Raw genomic sequence first — 17,492 nt, forward strand, 5'->3', positions numbered from 1 at the left:
GCGCGAAAGATCGTCGCGGTATAAACCGCGCAGAGAGGGCGACAACAGGGGTGGGCGAACGATGATGATGGCGCGGGCGATCCTGTGGCCGACCTTTGCACTGGTCGCGCTGATCTTCCTGGTCGGCATCACGCTGTTGCAGGCGCGGATCGGGCATATGCGGCGGCAGCGTCCGCGCGCGGCGGACCTGGCCGACGGCGATGCGACTCGCGCCTATTTCCGCCCGGTCGAACGGCCCGCCGCCAATCTGGCGAATCTGTTCGAGATGCCGGTGCTGTATTTTGCGCTGGTGCCGCTGCTGCTGGTCACCGGCCTCGCCACGCTGGCGCAGGTGGCGCTCGCCTGGGCCTATGTCGCCGTTCGTGCGGGGCACAGCATCGCGCACATCACCGGCCGGGTACGGCCGCGCTTCGTCCTGTTCCTCGTGTCGAACGGGGTGCTGGGCGCGATGTGGGTGGGATTTGCGATCGATATCGGCTTTTCGGCACGTTGACGCACCGGAACGGCGAGCGTTACGCGACGTTGGAGTCGCATCCTTTCGGAGATTTGCCATGGTCCGTTTCGCCGCCGCCTTGCCCGTCCTTGCCCTGCTGGGTGCCTGTGGTGGGCAGGAGATCGTGACGACCAACGACGCGAACGTCGTGTCGAACGACGCCTATGCCAACGCGGCCTTCCGCAACGATGGCGAGGTCGGCAACGAGATGATCGCGATCAACCCGATGGAGACCGAGGCTAATTCGGTGACGACCGCGGGCGATGCGATGATGGGCAATACGCCCGACGGGATGAACGCGACCATGGGCAACGCCGCCAACTGATCGCGCCTGCGTGGGCCTGCGGAGGTCCGCCGCGTGCCATTGACCGATCGGGGGCGCATCGGTATAGGCCGCGCGTCCCACTGGGTCGGCGTCCTAGCCGTCGTCGGCCTGCATGTGGGTTCAAAGAGCTGAACATTGCTGGAGACATCGGCCCCGAGGGTTTGCGCCCACGTGGCCTTTGCGCATTTCTGACAGGAACGGCTCCGGCAAAGTAACCGCAAGATAAGGTGAAGGGCTTCATGCCGACGATCAACCAGCTGGTCCGCAAGGGCCGCGAACCGCAGAAGGCCAAGTCGAAGGTCCCTGCGATGGACCAGAACCCGCAGAAGCGCGGTGTCTGCACCCGCGTCTACACGACGACTCCGAAGAAGCCGAACTCGGCACTGCGCAAGGTGGCCAAGGTTCGCCTGACCAACCAGCGCGAAGTCATCAGCTACATTCCGGGTGAAGGCCACAACCTTCAGGAGCACTCGGTCGTGCTGATCCGCGGCGGTCGTGTGCGCGATCTTCCCGGCGTTCGCTACCACGTCCTGCGCGGCGTGCTCGATACGCAGGGTGTCAAGGATCGCCGCCAGTCGCGTTCGAAGTACGGCGCCAAGCGTCCGAAGTGATCCTGTGCCGCGCTGATCGCCAGCGCGGCCTGAGGTCCATCTACCCCCAGTAAGCCCCCGACGGGTTCGGGAACCGGCTGAAGATTGAAGGAATATCTGATGGCTCGTCGTCGTCGTCCCGAAAAGCGGGAAATCCTGCCTGATCCCGTATACGGGGATGAGGTTCTGACCAAGTTCATGAATTCGGTGATGCTGGACGGCAAGAAGTCCGTCGCCGAAGGCATCGTGTATTCGGCATTCGAAACCGTCGAGAGCCGCGCGAAGCGCGACCCGCTGGGCGTGTTCCACGATGCGCTGAACAACGTGAAGCCGAACATCGAAGTGCGTTCGCGCCGCGTCGGTGGTGCGACGTACCAGGTTCCGGTCGAAGTCCGCTTCGAACGCGCCCAGGCACTCGCCATCCGTTGGCTGATCGCCTCGGCCCGCAACCGCAGCGAGAACACCATGTCGGCCCGCCTGTCGGGTGAGCTGATGGACGCTGCCAACAACCGCGGCAACGCCGTCAAGAAGCGCGAAGACACGCACCGCATGGCGGAAGCGAACCGCGCCTTCTCGCACTACCGCTGGTAAGCTCAGGCGGTGGCTTTTCACCGCTGAACTAACCGCCTATATCGTGGGGAGCGGGCGTCATGCCTCGCTCCCCACATTGCTAAGGAAGCACGATCATGGCCCGCAGCCATCCGCTCGAACGGTATCGTAACATCGGCATCATGGCGCACATCGACGCCGGCAAAACGACCACCACCGAGCGTATTCTTTACTACACCGGCAAGTCCTACAAGATCGGCGAAGTGCACGAAGGCACCGCCACCATGGACTGGATGGAGCAGGAGCAGGAACGCGGCATCACCATCACCTCGGCGGCAACCACCTGCAAGTGGCGCGCTGAAGAGGGCAAGGGTGAAGAGCACCTGATCAACATCATCGACACCCCCGGCCACGTCGACTTCACGATCGAAGTCGAACGTTCGCTGCGCGTGCTCGACGGTGCGGTCGCCTGTTTCGACGGCGTTGCCGGCGTGGAGCCGCAGTCGGAAACCGTGTGGCGTCAGGCCGACAAGTACGGCGTGCCGCGCATGTGCTTCGTCAACAAGCTCGACCGCACCGGCGCCGACTTCTATTTCTGCGTCGACTCGATCATCGAACGCCTCGGTGCGCGTCCGGCGGTCCTATATCTCCCGATCGGTATCGAAGGTGGCTTCAAGGGCCTGGTCGACCTGGTCGAGAACCGCGCGATCATCTGGCTCGAAGAGTCGCTGGGCGCGAAGTTCGAATATCAGGACATTCCGGAAGACATGAAGGAAAAGGCTGCGAAGTATCGCAGCGACCTGATCGAAATGGCCGTCGAGCAGGACGACGACCTGATGGAAGCCTATCTCGAAGGCAATGAACCGTCGGTCGCCGATCTGAAGAAGCTGATCCGCAAGGGCACGCTTGGCATGCAGTTCGTGCCGATCGTCTGCGGTTCGGCGTTCAAGAACAAGGGCGTGCAGCCGCTGCTCGACGCCGTGGTCGACTATCTGCCGTCGCCGCTGGACATTCCGGACGTGCAGGGCGTGAAGCTCGACGGCGAGACCCCGGATTCGCGTCCGGCCGCCGACGATGCGCCGATGTCGCTGCTGGCGTTCAAGATCATGAACGATCCGTTCGTCGGCTCGCTCACCTTCGCCCGCATCTATTCGGGTACGCTGACCAAGGGCGGCTACCTGAACTCGGTGAAGGACAAGAAGGAAAAGATCGGCCGTATGCTTCTCATGCACGCGAACTCGCGTGAGGACATCGACGAGGCGCGCGCCGGTGACATCGTCGCCATCGCGGGTCTGAAGGAAACGACGACCGGCGACACGCTGTGCGACGCTTCGAACCCGATCATCCTCGAGCGCATGGAGTTCCCGGAACCCGTCATCGAGCTGTCAGTGGAACCGAAGACCAAGGCCGACCAGGAAAAGATGGGCATCGCGCTCAACCGCCTGGCTGCCGAGGATCCCTCGTTCCGCGTGTCGACCGATCACGAATCGGGCCAGACGATCATCAAGGGCATGGGTGAACTTCACCTCGAAATCCTCGTCGATCGCATGAAGCGCGAGTTCAAGGTGGAAGCGAACGTCGGTGCGCCGCAGGTGGCGTATCGCGAATATCTCGCCAAGCCGGTCGAGCTGACCTACACCCACAAGAAGCAGTCGGGTGGTTCGGGCCAGTTCGGCGAAGTGAAGGTGAAGGTCATCCCGGGCGAGCGTGGCACCGGCTACCAGTTCTTCGACGAGATCAAGGGCGGCAACATCCCGCGCGAATATATCCCGTCGGTGGAAAAGGGCATGCGCGAGACGGCACAGACCGGTTCGCTGATCGGCTTCCCGATCATCGACTTCGAAGTGCACCTGATCGACGGCAAGTACCACGATGTCGACTCGTCGGCGCTGGCGTTCGAAATCTGCGCCCGTGGCGCGATGCGCGAAGCGGCCCAGAAGGCCGGCATCAAGCTGCTCGAGCCGATCATGAAGGTCGAGGTCGTGACCCCGGAAGACTATCTGGGCGATGTCATCGGCGACATGAACAGCCGTCGTGGCCAGATCCAGGGCACCGACAGCCGCGGCAACGCGCAGACCGTCGAAGCGATGGTCCCGCTGGCCAACATGTTCGGCTATGTGAACCAGCTCCGCTCGTTCACGCAGGGCCGCGCGCAATACTCGATGCAGTTCTCGCACTATGACGAAGTGCCGCAGAACGTTGCCGACGAAGTGAAGGCTAAGATGGCCTGAGGCGCACGGGGCTAAGCCAGCTTAGCCCCGAGACGCCGAAAGGCCGGCCGGCGGGGCGGTCGCACGACCGTCCCGTCCGACGACGAATTTACTTCGTCGTCCTGTCCCCGGTTCGGGGGCTGGCATTACGAAACAACACCCGCTAAAGGGCCGCGTTCGCGTGGCCCCGGCGGCACCGAATTCGAATCAGAAGGTAGGAAAATGGCTAAGGCAAAATTCGAGCGGAACAAGCCGCACCTCAACATCGGCACCATCGGTCACGTCGACCACGGCAAGACCTCGCTGACCGCCGCGATCACCAAGGTGCTGGCGGACACGATGGGCGGCGTCGCCGTCGACTTCGCCAACATCGACAAGGCTCCGGAAGAGCGCGAGCGCGGCATCACCATCTCGACCGCGCACGTCGAGTATGAGACCGCCGCCCGCCACTATGCGCACGTCGACTGCCCGGGTCACGCCGACTATGTGAAGAACATGATCACTGGCGCCGCGCAGATGGACGGCGCGATCCTGGTCGTGTCGGCCACCGACGGCCCGATGCCGCAGACCAAGGAGCACATCCTGCTCGCCAAGCAGGTCGGCGTTCCCACCATGGTCGTCTTCCTGAACAAGGTCGATCTGGTCGACGACGAGGAAATCCTCGAACTCGTCGAAATGGAAATCCGCGAAGAACTGTCGAAGCGTGAATTCGACGGCGACAACATTCCGATCATCCGCGGCTCGGCCACCTGCGCCCTGTCGGGTTCGGACCAGAAGCTGGGCCAGGAAGCCATCCTGGAACTGATGAAGGCCGTCGACGAGTCGATCCCGCAGCCGGAGCGTCCGCTGGACAAGCCGTTCATGATGCCGATCGAAGACGTGTTCTCGATCTCGGGTCGTGGTACGGTTGTGACCGGCCGCGTCGAAACCGGCATCGTGAAGGTCGGCGAAGAAGTCGAAATCGTCGGCATCCACGAGTCGGTCCGCAAGACCGTCGTGACCGGCGTCGAAATGTTCCGCAAGCTGCTCGACCAGGGCCAGGCCGGCGACAACATCGGCGCGTTGATCCGCGGCGTCGCCCGTGACGAAGTGGAGCGTGGTCAGGTTCTGGCGAAGCCGGGCTCGATCACCCCGCACACCGACTTCCAGTCGTCGGTGTACGTGCTGTCGAAGGACGAAGGTGGCCGTCACACGCCGTTCTTTGCCAACTATCGTCCGCAGTTCTACTTCCGCACCACGGACGTCACCGGCACGATCGAGCTGCCGGAAGGCACTGAAATGGTCATGCCGGGCGACGAAGTTGCCCTCGGCGTGAAGCTGATCGCACCGATCGCCATGGACGTCGGCCAGCGTTTCACCATCCGTGAAGGCGGTCGTACCGTCGGCGCAGGGGTTGTCAGCGGCATCGACAAGTAATATAGCGACTCGAACAGGTGGCGGTCCCCGGAGACGGGGGCCGCCATTTGCTATTTTATGAGGGCACCTCGCTTGTAGCTGGGGTTTCCACTAAGCCATTCGTTGTTAATCAAGAGCCGTTCCGACGGCCCGCTCTTTCGCATCGGTAGGACCATGGACAACAATATCCGCATTCGCCTGAAGGCGTTCGACCATCGCGTGCTCGACCAGGCGGCCGGCGACATCGCCGACACCGCGCGTCGCACCGGCGCCCTGATCCGTGGACCGATCCCGCTGCCCACGCACATCGACAAGTTCACGGTCAACCGCGGCCCGCACATCGACAAGAAGTCGCGCGAGCAGTTCGAGACCCGCACCTACAAGCGTCTGCTCGACATCGTGCAGCCGACCCCCCAGACCGTGGACGCGCTGATGAAGCTCGACCTCGCGGCAGGGGTGGACGTAGAGATCAAGCTGGCGTAATAGCCGCTTGCCGCGACGTAGGGTGATTCCGCCCTGCGTCGCGCTTTCGCTTCCCGTTGGGTCCCTTGGGGCCACACGGTAGAGGCCGGGAAAGCAACCAAAGGGATACCGAACGGCACAACGCTTCCGGGCAAGTGCTGTTGTCCGCGTCCCCGCTATCGTCGATGCAACCCTTCGGTGGGGAATATCGGCGATGTCTGGCCCTGGCGGGGGCGTGCAGATCGCAAGGGCTGGGGCTTCGGAGGCGGGTGACCGCGCACCGGAGCCTTTTTCGTTAGGCAAGCTCGTCGTCAAGACGAGCCTCTGTTGGAGGAGTTGGTCATGCGTACTGGTGTGATCGCGAAGAAAATGGGTATGACCCGGTTGTTCCAGGACGACGGGCGCCACGTGCCCGTCACCGTCCTGCAGCTGGAAGACGTGCAGGTCGTCGCCCGTCGTGAAATGGACCGTGACGGTTATGTCGCGGTGCAGCTCGGCGCCGGCGTTGCCAAGGCGAAGAATGTCGCCAAGCCGCAGCGCGGCCATTTCGGCAAGGCCGAAGTGACCCCGAAGGCGCGCGTGGTCGAGTTCCGCGTTGCGGACGATGCGCTGCTGGATGTCGGTGCCACCATCGGTGCCGACCACTATGTCGCCGGACAGCTGGTCGACGTTTCGGGCCGTACGCAGGGCAAGGGCTTTGCGGGCGCCATGAAGCGCTGGAACTTCGGCGGTCTGCGCGCCACGCACGGCGTGTCGGTGTCGCACCGTTCGCACGGTTCGACCGGTCAGCGTCAGGATCCGGGCAAGGTCTTCAAGAACAAGAAGATGGCCGGCCACATGGGCGACCGTAACCGCACGCAGCAGAACCTGCAGGTCGTGTCGACCGACGTCGAGCGTGGGCTGATCTTCATCAAGGGTTCGGTTCCCGGTCACAAGGGCAGCTGGCTGACGGTCAAGGACGCGGTGAAGGTCGCGCGCCATGCCGACGCGCCGTATCCCGCAGGGCTGAAGAGCGCCAACAGCAACGACGCGGCCGCACCGGCAGCGACCGACGGCCAGGAGGGCTGATCATGAAGGTCAAGGTACAGACCCTCGATGCCGTCGAAAGCGGCGATATCGAGCTGAACGACGAGGTGTTCGGCCTCGATCCGCGTGCGGACATCCTGCACCGGGTCGTGACCTGGCAGCTCGAGAAGCGTCGCGGCACCGCCCGCGGCACCCGCGAGCGCGCCGATGTCGCGCGTTCGGGCAAGAAGCTGGGTCGCCAGAAGGGCGGCGGTGTGGCTCGTCACGGCGATCGCCGCGCTCCGGTGTTCATCGGCGGTGGTAAGGCGCACGGCGCCCGCGTCCGCGACTTCAACCCGGGCCTGAACAAGAAGGTTCGCGCTCTGGGCCTGAAGATGGCGCTGTCGAGCCATGCCAAGGCGGGTTCGCTGGTGGTTCTGGACGGCCTGACCGTCGAGAACGGCAAGACCCAGGTCCTGCTCGGCAACCTCGCGAAGCTGGGCTTCGGCAAGACCTCGCTGGTCATCGACGGCGACGCGGTGGAAAACACCTTCGCGCTGGCAGCGCGCAACCTCCGTCAGGTCAATGTCCTGCCGGCCGGTGGCGCCAACGTCTATGACATCCTGAAGCACGACACGCTGGTCCTGACCCGCGCGGCGATCGAAAAGCTGGAGGCCCGCTTCAATGGCTAAGCAGCAGCAGTCGGCTATCGACATCCGTCACTACGACGTGGTGCTTAGCCCCCACATCACCGAAAAGGCGACGATGCTCTCCGAGCATAACGCCGTCGTCTTCAAGGTCGCGAACAAGGCGTCGAAGCCGGAGATCAAGGCAGCGGTCGAAGCGCTGTTCAACGTCACCGTCACCGGCGTCAACACGATCGTGACCAAGGGCAAGACCAAGAAGTGGAAGGGCGCGCCCTACACTCGCTCGGACTTCAAGAAGGCGATCGTGACGCTGGCCGAAGGCCAGTCGATCGACATTACCGAGGGGGCCAAGTAACATGGCACTCAAGCAATATAATCCGACCACGCCGTCGCAGCGTGGCCTGGTCCTGATAGACCGTTCGGCGCTGTACAAGGGCCGTCCGGTCAAGGCGCTGACCGAAGGCAAGACCAAGACCGGCGGTCGCAACAACAAGGGCCATGTGACCTCGCGCGGCATCGCCGGCGGTCACAAGCAGCGCTACCGCATCATCGACTTCAAGCGTCGCCTGTGGGACGTCGAAGGCACCGTGGACCGGATCGAATATGATCCCAACCGCACCGCCTTCATCGCGCTCATCAACTATGGTGCGGACGAAGCGGGCAAGGACCGCGTCGCTTACATCATCGCGCCGCAGCGTCTGAACGTCGGCGACAAGGTGATCGCGGGCAAGAAGACCGACGTGAAGCCGGGCAACGCGATGGAACTGGGCCAGGTGCCGGTCGGCACGATCGTCCACAACATCGAGATGAAGCCGGGCAAGGGCGGTCAGATCGCTCGTTCGGCCGGCACGTACGTGCAGGTCGTCGGCCGCGACAAGGGCATGGTCATCGTCCGCCTGAACTCGGGTGAGCAGCGCTACATCCACGCCGCCTGCATGGCGACGATCGGTGCGGTGTCGAACCCCGACAACCAGAACCAGAATCTGGGCAAGGCCGGTCGCAACCGCTGGAAGGGCATTCGCCCGCTGACGCGCGGCGTCGCCAAGAACCCGGTCGACCACCCGCACGGCGGTGGTGAAGGCCGGACCTCGGGCGGTCGTCACCCGGTCACCCCGTGGGGCAAGCCGACCAAGGGCGCGCGCACGCGGCACAACAAGGCGACGGACAAGATGATTATCCGTAGCCGTCACGCGAAGAAGAAGGGCTAAGCGATGGCTCGTTCCGTATGGAAGGGTCCGTTCGTGGACCTCAATCTGCTGAAGAAGGCAGAAGTGGCGCAGGACGCCGGCACCCGTGCCGGCCCGATCAAGACCTGGTCGCGCCGTTCGACCATTCTCCCGCAGTTCGTCGGCCTGACGTTCAACGTCTATAACGGCCGCAAGTTCGTGCCGGTTTCGGTCAACGAAGACATGGTGGGCATGAAGCTCGGCGAGTTCGCTCCGACGCGCTTCTTCCCCGGCCACGCCGCCGACAAGAAGGGCAAGCGCTGATGAGCAAGCAGGCAGCACCCCGTCGCGTTGGTGACAAGGAAGCCCTGGCAGTCGCGACTCAGGTCCGCGGCTCGGCCCAGAAGCTGAACCTCGTCGCCGCGCTCATCCGCAACCGCTCGGCGAGCGATGCGATGAACATCCTCGCCTTCTCGAAGAAGGCGATGGCGGTCGATGTCCGCAAGTGCCTCGCTTCGGCGATCGCGAATGCGGAAAACAACCACAACCTCGACGTCGACGCACTCGTCGTCAAGGAAGCCTCGGTCGGCAAGTCGATCACGATGAAGCGTTTCGCGACCCGTGGTCGCGGCAAGTCGACGCGCATCCTGAAGCCGTTCAGCCGCGTGCGCATCGTCGTGTCCGAGGTGGAGGAAGCGTAATGGGTCACAAGTCCAATCCCATCGGTCTGCGTCTGCAGATCAACCGCACCTGGGACAGCCGTTGGTATGCCGAAGGCGCCGACTATGGCCGTCTCCTGCTGGAGGATCTGAAGATCCGCCAGTACATCATGAAGACGCTGCCGCAGGCCGCGATCTCCAAGGTGGTCATCGAGCGTCCGGCCAAGCTGTGCCGCATCTCGATCTTCGCGGCCCGTCCGGGCGTGATCATCGGCAAGAAGGGCACCGACATCGAAAAGCTTCGCAAGAAGCTGGGTACGATGACGGGCTCGGACGTGTCGCTGAACATCGTCGAAATCCGCAAGCCGGAAATCGACGCGAAGCTCGTCGCGCAGGGCATTGCCGATCAGCTCGAGCGTCGTATCGCCTTCCGCCGCGCCATGAAGCGTGCGGTGCAGTCGGCGATGCGCCTGGGTGCCGATGGCATCCGCGTCGCTTGCGGCGGTCGTCTGGGCGGTGCGGAAATCGCCCGTTCGGAAGGCTATCGCGAAGGTCGCGTTCCGCTGCACACGCTGCGTGCCAACCTCGACTATGCCGAGGCCGAAGCACACACCGCGTACGGCGTCTGCGGCGTCAAGGTCTGGATCTTCAAGGGTGAGATCCTCGGCCATGACCCGATGGCGCAGGACCGGCTGATGATGGAGGCTCAGACCTCCGGCGTGCGCCCCGCGCGCGACGATCACCGCCGCTAAGGATAATTTGAGATGCTGCAACCAAAGCGCACCAAGTTCCGCAAGGCCTTCAAGGGCCGCATCCATGGCGATGCCAAGGGCGGTACGTCGCTGAACTTCGGGTCGTATGGCCTGAAGGCGATGGAGCCGGAGCGGATCACCGCCCGCCAGATCGAGGCGGCTCGCCGCGCGATCACGCGTCACATCAAGCGCCAGGGCCGCTTGTGGATCCGGATTTTCCCGGATCTGCCGGTGTCGTCGAAGCCTGCCGAAGTCCGCATGGGCTCGGGCAAGGGTTCGCCCGAATTCTGGGTCGCCCGCGTCAAGCCGGGTCGCATCCTGTTCGAACTGGACGGCGTGCCCGGTCCGCTCGCCGCGGAGGCGTTCGAACGCGCCGCGATGAAGCTGCCGATCGCGGTCAAGGTCGTTGCCCGTCTGGGCGACACCTCGCACCTGGAGGGTTGATTATGACGAAGGCAACCGATCTTCGCGGCAAGAACGACGACCAGCTGGTCGAGGAACTGACCAGCCTGAAGCGTGAGGCGTTCAACCTCCGTTTCCAGGCGGCGACCAGCCAGCTGGAAAAGCCGACCCGCGTGAAGGAAGTCCGTCGCGACATCGCGCGGATCAAGACGCTGCAGGGCGAGCGTTCGCGCTCGTCCGACAAGTAAGGACGAGAGACATGCCGAAGCGCGTGCTGACCGGGATGATCGTCTCGGACAAGACCGACAAGACGGTGGTGGTCAAGGTAGAGCGGAAGGTCAAGCACCCCCTCTACGGCAAGATCATCCGCCGTTCGAAGAAGTACCATGCCCATGACGAGGGCAATGAGTATCGCGAAGGCGAGACCGTGCGCATCGAAGAGACCGCGCCGATCTCGAAGCTGAAGACCTGGAAGGTGATCGAGCGGGTCAACACCCACGCGACGCCGGCAGAGGTCGCAGCCGAGGCGTAAGCCTTTGCAGGGGCGGGGGTGAAGACCTCCGCCCCACATGCAATTCCGGGGTTAGACCCGGATATGACGAACATTTGCGGAGAGGCGCTTGCCTTTTCGCCATGGGGCGGTTAATGGGCCGCTCCCCCCGGCGCGGTATGTCCGCAGCCGGGGGTTCATTTTTAGCAGGCGGGGTCCGGTCGGAATCGGCCCCATAGGGTAAGGAATCGCATCCATGATTCAGATGCAATCCAATCTCGACGTCGCTGACAACAGCGGCGCGAAGCGGGTGCAGTGCATCAAGGTGCTTGGCGGGTCCAAGCGCCGCGTGGCGGGCGTCGGCGACGTCATCGTCGTCAGCATCAAGGAAGCCGCCCCGCGCGGCCGCGTGAAGAAGGGTGACGTGCACCGCGCCGTCATCGTTCGCACCGCCAAGGACATCCGTCGTAGCGACGGTTCGGTGATCCGCTTCGACGGCAATGCCGCCGTGCTGGTCAACAAGAACGAGGAGCCGATCGGCACCCGTATCTTTGGCCCGGTGGTCCGCGAGCTGCGCTCGAAGGGCTTCATGAAGATCATCTCGCTCGCGCCTGAGGTGCTGTAATGGCTGCTGCCAAGATCAAGAAGGGCGACACCGTGATCGTCCTGTCGGGCAAGGACAAGGGCAAGACCGGCCAGGTCACCCAGTCGATGCCGAAGGACGGCAAGGTCGTCGTCGCCGGCGTGAACATCGCCGTGCGCCACAAGAAGCCGAACCAGGCCGACCCGCAGGGTGGTCTGGTGCGCTCGGAAGCGCCGATGCACGTCAGCAAGGTCGCGCACGTCGTCGACGGCAAGCCGACCCGGGTTCGTTTCGAACTCCGCGACGGCAAGAAGGTTCGGGTCGCCGTGAAGGGCGGGGAGGTCATCAATGGCTGATGCATATAAGCCGCGCATGAAGGCGATCTATGACGATCGCATCGTGAAGGCGATGACCGACAAGTTCGGTTACAAGAACGTGATGGAAATCCCGCGTCTCGACAAGATCGTCCTGAACATGGGCGTTGGCGAAGCGACGCAGGACAAGAAGAAGGTCGAGCAGGCCAGTTCTGAAATGGAGCTGATCGCCGGCCAGAAGCCTGTCGTCACGAAGGCGAAGAAGTCGATCGCGCAGTTCAAGCTGCGTGAAGGCATGGCGATTGGCTGCAAGGTCACGCTGCGCCGCGAGCGGATGTACGAATTCCTCGACCGCTTCATCACCATCGCGCTTCCCCGCGTCCGCGACTTTCGTGGCCTGAACCCGAAGTCGTTCGACGGCCGTGGCAACTATGCCTGCGGCATCAAGGAACAGATCGTGTTCCCCGAAATCAACTATGACCGCATCGACAAGGTGCGCGGCATGGATGTGATCGTGACCACCACCGCCAAGACCGACGAAGAGGCTCGCGAGCTTCTCCGTCTCTTCGGTTTCCCCTTCCCGCAGGAAGAGGGCGCCGAGGAACAGAAGGCGGCGTAATCCGGTCCGCCCCCGGCAACGGGGGCGGCCGTTCGCTTTAACGAAGAGAGCTTAAGTCCATGGCGAAACTGAGTTCCGTGAACAAGAACGAGCGCCGTCGCGCACTCGTCAAGAAGTTCGCGCCCAAATATGCGAAGCTGAAGGCGATCGCAGCCGATACGTCGCTCGACGAGACCGAGCGTCTGATCGCGCGGCTGAAGATGGCCGAGATTCCCCGCAACGGGAATCCGACCCGCATCCGCAACCGTTGCGAGCTGACGGGTCGTCCCCGCGGCTATTATCGCAAGTTCCGTCTCGCCCGCGTCATGCTGCGTGAACTGGCCAACAAGGGCCTGATCCCCGGCGTCACGAAGTCGAGCTGGTAAGGAACACAGCAATGGCATTGACCGATCCCCTGGGTGACATGCTCACCCGCATCCGCAACGGCCAGCGCGCGCGCAAGGACAGTGTCCTGACGCCTGCCAGCAAGTTGCGGGCCCGTGTCCTCGACGTGTTGCAGCGCGAGGGCTATATCCGTGGCTACAGCGAAGAGCAGATGGGCCCCGCGGCCGGCATCCGCATCGAGCTGAAGTATTTCGAAGGCCAGCCGGCGATCAAGCACGTCGCGCGCGTCTCGAAGCCCGGTCGCCGCGTCTATTCGGGTTCGCAGGAACTGCCGAAGGTGCGCAACGGCCTGGGCATCACCATCGTCTCGACGCCGCGTGGCGTTCTGTCCGACGCCGAAGCGCGCGAACAGAATGTCGGTGGCGAAGTCCTTGCGGAGGTCTTCTGATGAGCCGCATCGGTAAGAAGGCAGTCCCGGTTCCGGCCGGCGTGACCGCCAACATCGCTGGGCGCGAGCTGAGCGTTAAGGGCCCCAAGGGCACGCTGACGCTGCCGCTGGCGGACGACATCGCCTATGCCGTCGAAGGCGACACCATTTCGGTGCAGCCGGCGAACGATACCAAGCGCGCTCGCGCGTTCTGGGGCATGCAGCGCACCCTCGTGCAGAACCTGATCACCGGCGTGACCACCGGCTTCACCAAGAAGCTGCTGATCACCGGCGTCGGCTATCGCGCCGCAGCGCAGGGCAAGAACCTGAAGCTGCAGCTCGGCTACAGCCACGACGTCAACATCGACGTGCCGGAAGGCATCGAGATCAAGACGCCCGATCAGACCACGATCGAAATCAGCGGGATCGACAAGCAGAAGGTCGGTCAGATCGCTGCCGAGATCCGTCGTTGGCGTAAGCCCGAGCCGTACAAGGGCAAGGGCATCAAGTACGACGGCGAGTTCATCTTCCGCAAGGAAGGGAAGAAGAAGTAATGACCAAGGGTCTCTCCCTCTTCGAGAAGCGCCGTCGGCGCAATCGCACCGCGCTCAAGGCGCGTTCGGGCGGCCGTGCGCGGCTGTCGATCCATCGTTCGGGCAAGCACATCTATGCCCAGGTCATCGACGACGCAGCGGGTCGCACCGTTGCCTCGGCGTCGACGCTGGAAAAGGACGTGCGCGGCACCTCGGGCGCGAACATCGATGCGGCTACCGCAGTCGGTACCCGCGTTGCGGAAGCGGCGAAGGCCGCCGGCGTGACGCAGGTCGTGTTCGACCGTGGCGGCTTCCTGTTCCACGGCCGCGTCAAGGCGCTGGCCGAGGCCGCCCGCGAAGCCGGATTGGAGTTCTAAGACATGGCTGACGAAAACAATCAGGCCGAAACCCCCGCCGCCGACGTGTCGGCAGCGCCGGGTGGCGAGCAGCCGCAGGGCCGTGGTCCGCGTGGCGGCCGTGGTCGCGGCGGTCCGGGTGGTCCCGGCGGCGGTGGTCGTGGTGGCCGTGACGGCAACCGTGGCGGACGTCGCGACGACCGTCGTGGCGGCCAGGACGATGGTGGTGAGGAGCTGATCGAAAAGCTCGTCCACATCAACCGCGTCTCGAAGACCGTGAAGGGCGGCAAGCGCTTCGGTTTCGCAGCGCTCGTCGTCGTCGGCGACGGCAAGGGCCGCGTCGGTTTCGGGCATGGCAAGGCGCGCGAAGTGCCGGAAGCCATCTCGAAGGCGACGGCCGCTGCCAAGAAGGCGATGGTCCGCGTTCCGCTCAAGGACGGTCGCACGCTGCACCATGACGGCAACGGCCACTTCGGTGCCGGTCGTGTGACGGTACGGTCGGCTCCGGCCGGTACCGGCATCATCGCGGGTGGCCCGATGCGCGCCATCTTCGAATCGCTGGGCGTGGCCGACGTCGTGACCAAGTCGGTCGGCACGTCGAACCCGTACAACATGATCCGTGCGACCTTCGAGGCGCTGAACGACCAGTCGTCGCCGAAGTCGGTGGCGCAGCGTCGCGGCAAGAAGATCGCCGACCTGCTGGGTCGTGGTGGATCGCAGACCGCCGAGGCTGATGCCGCGGCGATCGTGGAGTAACGAGCGATGGCAACCGTGAAGATCACCCAGACCGGGTCGCCGATCCGCCGGACCAAGGATCAGCGCGCAACGCTGATCGGTCTCGGCCTCAACAAGATGCACAAGACCGTGGAACTGGCCGACACCCCCGAGGTGCGTGGCATGATCCGCAAGGTGCAGCACATGGTGTCGGTCGAAGGCTGAGGCCTTTTACCTTTACCGGTGACAAATGCGGGGAAGGGGGCTAAGCGGCCCCCTTCCTCATTTCTATCAGCGCGAACATAGCGAAAGCGAGTGCAACACATGAAACTCAACGAAATCCGCGACAACGCAGGCGCCCGCAAGAGCAAGATGCGCGTCGGACGCGGCATCGGCTCGGGCAAGGGCAAGACCGCCGGTCGTGGCCAGAAGGGCCAGAAGAGCCGTGAAGGCGTGTCGATCGCCGGCTTCGAAGGCGGTCAGATGCCGCTGCACATGCGGATCCCGAAGCGCGGCTTCAACAACATCTTCGCCAAGGACTACGCCGAAGTGAACCTCGGTGCGATCCAGAAGGCGGTCGACGCCGGCAAGATCGAAGCCGGTGCGGCGCTCGATCACGCCGCGCTGAAGGCGGCGAACCTGGCCCGTGGTGGCAAGGACGGCGTGCGTCTGCTCGGCAAGGGCGAACTGAACGTGAAGCTGGCCTTCACCGTCGCCGGCGCGTCGAAGTCGGCGATCGAAGCGGTCGAGAAGGCTGGCGGTTCGGTCAACGTGATCGAAGTCGTGCCTGCGCACGAAAAGGCCGCTGCCAAGAAGGGCAAGACGCTCGCTGCCAAGAAGGCTGCGCACGCGTAATCCCGCGGACTGCCGTTCTTCCTGAGTAGCCGCTGAGCGAAGTCGAAGCGGCGTATCGAGGGATCGCCCGTTGTGGCGTACCTCGATACGGGCCTTCGACTTCGCGCAGTCCCTACTCGGCAGGAACGGGCGGAGCGACAAGCTGTCGCTCCCCCTTAGACATCCCGGCTGCAACCCCTATATGGTCGCCCGGGGGGTGGGCTGATGGCCCGCCAGCATCATTCGGGACATATCCATGGCAGCCGCCTCAGACGGTCTTGCGACCAATCTCAATCTGTCGAAATTCGGTCAGGCGACCGAACTCAAGAAGCGCCTGTGGTTTACGCTCGGGGCACTGATCGTGTTCCGCATGCTGAGCTATGTGCCGCTGCCGGGCATCGACCCGACGCAGCTCGGCCTGCTCGCGAATCAGACGCAGGGCGGCGTTCTCGACTTCTTCAATACCTTTTCGGGCGGTGCGCTGACGCGCATGTCGGTCGTCGCGCTGGGCGTCATGCCCTACATCACCGCATCGATCGTCGTGCAGCTCGCCACTTCGCTCAGCCCGCAGCTCGCCGCCATCAAGAAGGAAGGCGAGTCGGGCCGCAAGAAGCTCAACCAGTATACCCGCTACGGCACGGTCCTGCTGACCGCGATCCAGGGCTATACCATCGCCGTCGGGCTGGAGGCGTTCGGCGCCTCGGCCGGCGCGCAGGCGGTGATCGAGCCGGGCATGACCTTCCGCGTCGCGGCGGTCATCTCGCTGATCGGCGGCACGATGTTCCTGATGTGGCTGGGTGAGCAGATCACGAGCCGCGGCATCGGCAACGGCATCTCGCTCATCATCATGGCCGGGATCGTCGCGCACCTGCCGACGACGCTGGTCCAGCTGTTCGAGGGCAGCCGTTCGGGCACGATGAACCCGATCACCCTGATCGGCATCATCGTCGCCGTCGCTGGCCTGGTCCTGTTCATCTGCTTCATGGAGCGCGCGCAGCGCCGCATCCTGATCCAGTATCCCAAGCGCCAGACGGCGCGCGGGGTGCAGGCGGATCGCAGCCACCTGCCGCTGAAGATCAACACCGCGGGCGTCATCCCGCCGATCTTCGCATCGTCGCTGCTGCTGATGCCGGTCACCATCACCCAGTTCGCCGGCAAGGCGACCGCCGGGGACAGCCGCTGGGGCGACTTCATCCTGTCGCTCAACCAGTATCTAGCGCACGGGCAGCCGCTGTACATGCTGCTGTACGGCGCGGGCATCGTCTTCTTCTCGTTCTTCTACACCGCGATCGTCTTCAATCCCGAAGAGACCGCCGACAACCTGAAGCGTTATGGCGGGTTTATCCCCGGCATCCGTCCGGGCAAGAATACCGAGAATTATTTCGACTATGTGCTGACCCGGATCACGGTCATCGGTGCAGCCTATCTGGTCATCATCTGCCTGCTGCCCGAATATCTGGTATCGGCACTGTCGATTCCCTTCTATCTCGGCGGCACCAGCCTGCTCATCGTGGTCAACGTCACGATGGACACGGTGACGCAGATCCAGTCGCACCTGCTGGCACACCAGTATGGCGACCTCATCAAGAAGGCCAAGCTGAAGGGCGGACGCCTGCGCGGCTGAGCGTAACAGGACTAAGGGG

The 17,492-nt window shown here is 63.8% G+C and carries 28 protein-coding genes; all 28 read left to right on the forward strand.

Annotated features, from left to right (window positions below; translation table 11 throughout):
- Window positions 1–61 precede the first annotated feature (61 nt).
- The 28 genes from ASE67_RS15110 to secY all read left to right on the forward strand — a co-directional run bounded on the left by ASE67_RS15110 (window position 62) and on the right by secY (window position 17,473).
- Window positions 62–493: an MAPEG family protein gene (locus ASE67_RS15110; RefSeq protein WP_162236351.1), complete on the forward strand. Its 432-nt coding sequence runs from the start codon at window positions 62–64 to the stop codon at window positions 491–493.
- A 58-nt stretch (window positions 494–551) separates the two neighbouring features.
- Window positions 552–818, forward strand: a complete 267-nt coding sequence (locus tag ASE67_RS15115) for a hypothetical protein (RefSeq protein ID WP_055763281.1) — start codon at window positions 552–554, stop codon at window positions 816–818.
- 239 nt (window positions 819–1,057) lie between these two features.
- Complete coding sequence (gene rpsL, locus ASE67_RS15120) at window positions 1,058–1,429, forward strand: 30S ribosomal protein S12 (protein WP_055757399.1); 372 nt, start codon at window positions 1,058–1,060, stop codon at window positions 1,427–1,429.
- 99 nt (window positions 1,430–1,528) lie between these two features.
- Window positions 1,529–1,999 (forward strand): 30S ribosomal protein S7, encoded by a 471-nt coding sequence (rpsG, locus tag ASE67_RS15125; protein ID WP_055763657.1) that lies wholly within the window; start codon window positions 1,529–1,531, stop codon window positions 1,997–1,999.
- A 95-nt stretch (window positions 2,000–2,094) separates the two neighbouring features.
- Window positions 2,095–4,188, forward strand: coding sequence for an elongation factor G (gene fusA, locus ASE67_RS15130; protein WP_055763285.1), 2,094 nt, complete (start codon window positions 2,095–2,097; stop codon window positions 4,186–4,188).
- Window positions 4,189–4,389: 201 nt separating this feature from the next.
- Window positions 4,390–5,583 carry an elongation factor Tu gene (tuf, locus tag ASE67_RS15135; protein ID WP_055763289.1) on the forward strand — a complete coding sequence of 398 codons (1,194 nt, stop codon included), beginning with the start codon at window positions 4,390–4,392 and terminating at the stop codon, window positions 5,581–5,583.
- A 153-nt stretch (window positions 5,584–5,736) separates the two neighbouring features.
- On the forward strand, window positions 5,737–6,045 hold the full coding sequence (gene rpsJ, locus ASE67_RS15140) for a 30S ribosomal protein S10 (protein WP_033921125.1): 309 nt from the start codon (window positions 5,737–5,739) through the stop codon (window positions 6,043–6,045).
- A 321-nt stretch (window positions 6,046–6,366) separates the two neighbouring features.
- On the forward strand, window positions 6,367–7,092 hold the full coding sequence (gene rplC / locus ASE67_RS15145; protein ID WP_055763659.1) for a 50S ribosomal protein L3: 726 nt from the start codon (window positions 6,367–6,369) through the stop codon (window positions 7,090–7,092).
- Between the two features lie 2 nt (window positions 7,093–7,094).
- The gene (gene rplD / locus ASE67_RS15150) at window positions 7,095–7,721 is read left to right on the forward strand and encodes a 50S ribosomal protein L4 (RefSeq protein ID WP_055763293.1); all 627 of its coding nucleotides are present in this window, start codon (window positions 7,095–7,097) and stop codon (window positions 7,719–7,721) included.
- Window positions 7,714–8,031: a 50S ribosomal protein L23 gene (locus ASE67_RS15155; protein WP_055763296.1), complete on the forward strand. Its 318-nt coding sequence runs from the start codon at window positions 7,714–7,716 to the stop codon at window positions 8,029–8,031. The genes rplD and ASE67_RS15155 overlap by 8 nt, the downstream gene beginning before the upstream one ends.
- Before the next feature lies 1 nt (window position 8,032).
- On the forward strand, window positions 8,033–8,884 hold the full coding sequence (gene rplB / locus ASE67_RS15160) for a 50S ribosomal protein L2 (RefSeq protein WP_055763299.1): 852 nt from the start codon (window positions 8,033–8,035) through the stop codon (window positions 8,882–8,884).
- Window positions 8,885–8,887: 3 nt separating this feature from the next.
- Entirely contained in the window at window positions 8,888–9,166 is a 279-nt protein-coding gene (gene rpsS / locus ASE67_RS15165; protein ID WP_055763302.1) for a 30S ribosomal protein S19, read from the forward strand.
- On the forward strand, window positions 9,166–9,543 hold the full coding sequence (gene rplV / locus ASE67_RS15170; protein ID WP_055763305.1) for a 50S ribosomal protein L22: 378 nt from the start codon (window positions 9,166–9,168) through the stop codon (window positions 9,541–9,543). The genes rpsS and rplV overlap by 1 nt, the downstream gene beginning before the upstream one ends.
- A complete protein-coding gene (rpsC, locus tag ASE67_RS15175) occupies window positions 9,543–10,253 on the forward strand; it encodes a 30S ribosomal protein S3 (RefSeq protein ID WP_055763307.1) in 711 nt (236 codons plus the stop codon). The genes rplV and rpsC overlap by 1 nt, the downstream gene beginning before the upstream one ends.
- A gap of 12 nt (window positions 10,254–10,265) precedes the next feature.
- Window positions 10,266–10,697: a 50S ribosomal protein L16 gene (gene rplP / locus ASE67_RS15180; protein WP_055756910.1), complete on the forward strand. Its 432-nt coding sequence runs from the start codon at window positions 10,266–10,268 to the stop codon at window positions 10,695–10,697.
- A 2-nt stretch (window positions 10,698–10,699) separates the two neighbouring features.
- Window positions 10,700–10,903 (forward strand): 50S ribosomal protein L29, encoded by a 204-nt coding sequence (rpmC, locus tag ASE67_RS15185; protein WP_055763310.1) that lies wholly within the window; start codon window positions 10,700–10,702, stop codon window positions 10,901–10,903.
- 11 nt (window positions 10,904–10,914) lie between these two features.
- On the forward strand, window positions 10,915–11,187 hold the full coding sequence (rpsQ, locus tag ASE67_RS15190) for a 30S ribosomal protein S17 (RefSeq protein ID WP_055763313.1): 273 nt from the start codon (window positions 10,915–10,917) through the stop codon (window positions 11,185–11,187).
- A gap of 214 nt (window positions 11,188–11,401) precedes the next feature.
- On the forward strand, window positions 11,402–11,770 hold the full coding sequence (gene rplN, locus ASE67_RS15195) for a 50S ribosomal protein L14 (protein WP_055763315.1): 369 nt from the start codon (window positions 11,402–11,404) through the stop codon (window positions 11,768–11,770).
- Window positions 11,770–12,084, forward strand: coding sequence for a 50S ribosomal protein L24 (rplX, locus tag ASE67_RS15200; protein ID WP_055763318.1), 315 nt, complete (start codon window positions 11,770–11,772; stop codon window positions 12,082–12,084). The genes rplN and rplX overlap by 1 nt, the downstream gene beginning before the upstream one ends.
- Window positions 12,077–12,661, forward strand: a complete 585-nt coding sequence (gene rplE / locus ASE67_RS15205) for a 50S ribosomal protein L5 (RefSeq protein ID WP_055763321.1) — start codon at window positions 12,077–12,079, stop codon at window positions 12,659–12,661. The genes rplX and rplE overlap by 8 nt, the downstream gene beginning before the upstream one ends.
- Before the next feature lie 59 nt (window positions 12,662–12,720).
- Window positions 12,721–13,026 carry a 30S ribosomal protein S14 gene (rpsN, locus tag ASE67_RS15210; RefSeq protein WP_055763324.1) on the forward strand — a complete coding sequence of 102 codons (306 nt, stop codon included), beginning with the start codon at window positions 12,721–12,723 and terminating at the stop codon, window positions 13,024–13,026.
- A gap of 11 nt (window positions 13,027–13,037) precedes the next feature.
- Entirely contained in the window at window positions 13,038–13,433 is a 396-nt protein-coding gene (gene rpsH / locus ASE67_RS15215) for a 30S ribosomal protein S8 (RefSeq protein WP_033921102.1), read from the forward strand.
- Window positions 13,433–13,966, forward strand: coding sequence for a 50S ribosomal protein L6 (gene rplF / locus ASE67_RS15220; RefSeq protein ID WP_055763327.1), 534 nt, complete (start codon window positions 13,433–13,435; stop codon window positions 13,964–13,966). The genes rpsH and rplF overlap by 1 nt, the downstream gene beginning before the upstream one ends.
- Entirely contained in the window at window positions 13,966–14,322 is a 357-nt protein-coding gene (gene rplR / locus ASE67_RS15225) for a 50S ribosomal protein L18 (protein WP_055763330.1), read from the forward strand. Before rplF ends, rplR begins: the two co-directional genes overlap by 1 nt.
- Window positions 14,323–14,325: 3 nt before the next feature.
- On the forward strand, window positions 14,326–15,057 hold the full coding sequence (rpsE, locus tag ASE67_RS15230; RefSeq protein WP_055763332.1) for a 30S ribosomal protein S5: 732 nt from the start codon (window positions 14,326–14,328) through the stop codon (window positions 15,055–15,057).
- A gap of 6 nt (window positions 15,058–15,063) precedes the next feature.
- Entirely contained in the window at window positions 15,064–15,240 is a 177-nt protein-coding gene (gene rpmD / locus ASE67_RS15235; RefSeq protein WP_055763335.1) for a 50S ribosomal protein L30, read from the forward strand.
- Between the two features lie 99 nt (window positions 15,241–15,339).
- Complete coding sequence (rplO, locus tag ASE67_RS15240) at window positions 15,340–15,870, forward strand: 50S ribosomal protein L15 (protein ID WP_055763337.1); 531 nt, start codon at window positions 15,340–15,342, stop codon at window positions 15,868–15,870.
- Between the two features lie 235 nt (window positions 15,871–16,105).
- The gene (gene secY / locus ASE67_RS15245) at window positions 16,106–17,473 is read left to right on the forward strand and encodes a preprotein translocase subunit SecY (protein ID WP_055763340.1); all 1,368 of its coding nucleotides are present in this window, start codon (window positions 16,106–16,108) and stop codon (window positions 17,471–17,473) included.
- Window positions 17,474–17,492: the final 19 nt, after the last annotated feature.

The organism is Sphingomonas sp. Leaf23 (assembly GCF_001421585.1).
GTDB lineage: Bacteria > Pseudomonadota > Alphaproteobacteria > Sphingomonadales > Sphingomonadaceae > Sphingomonas.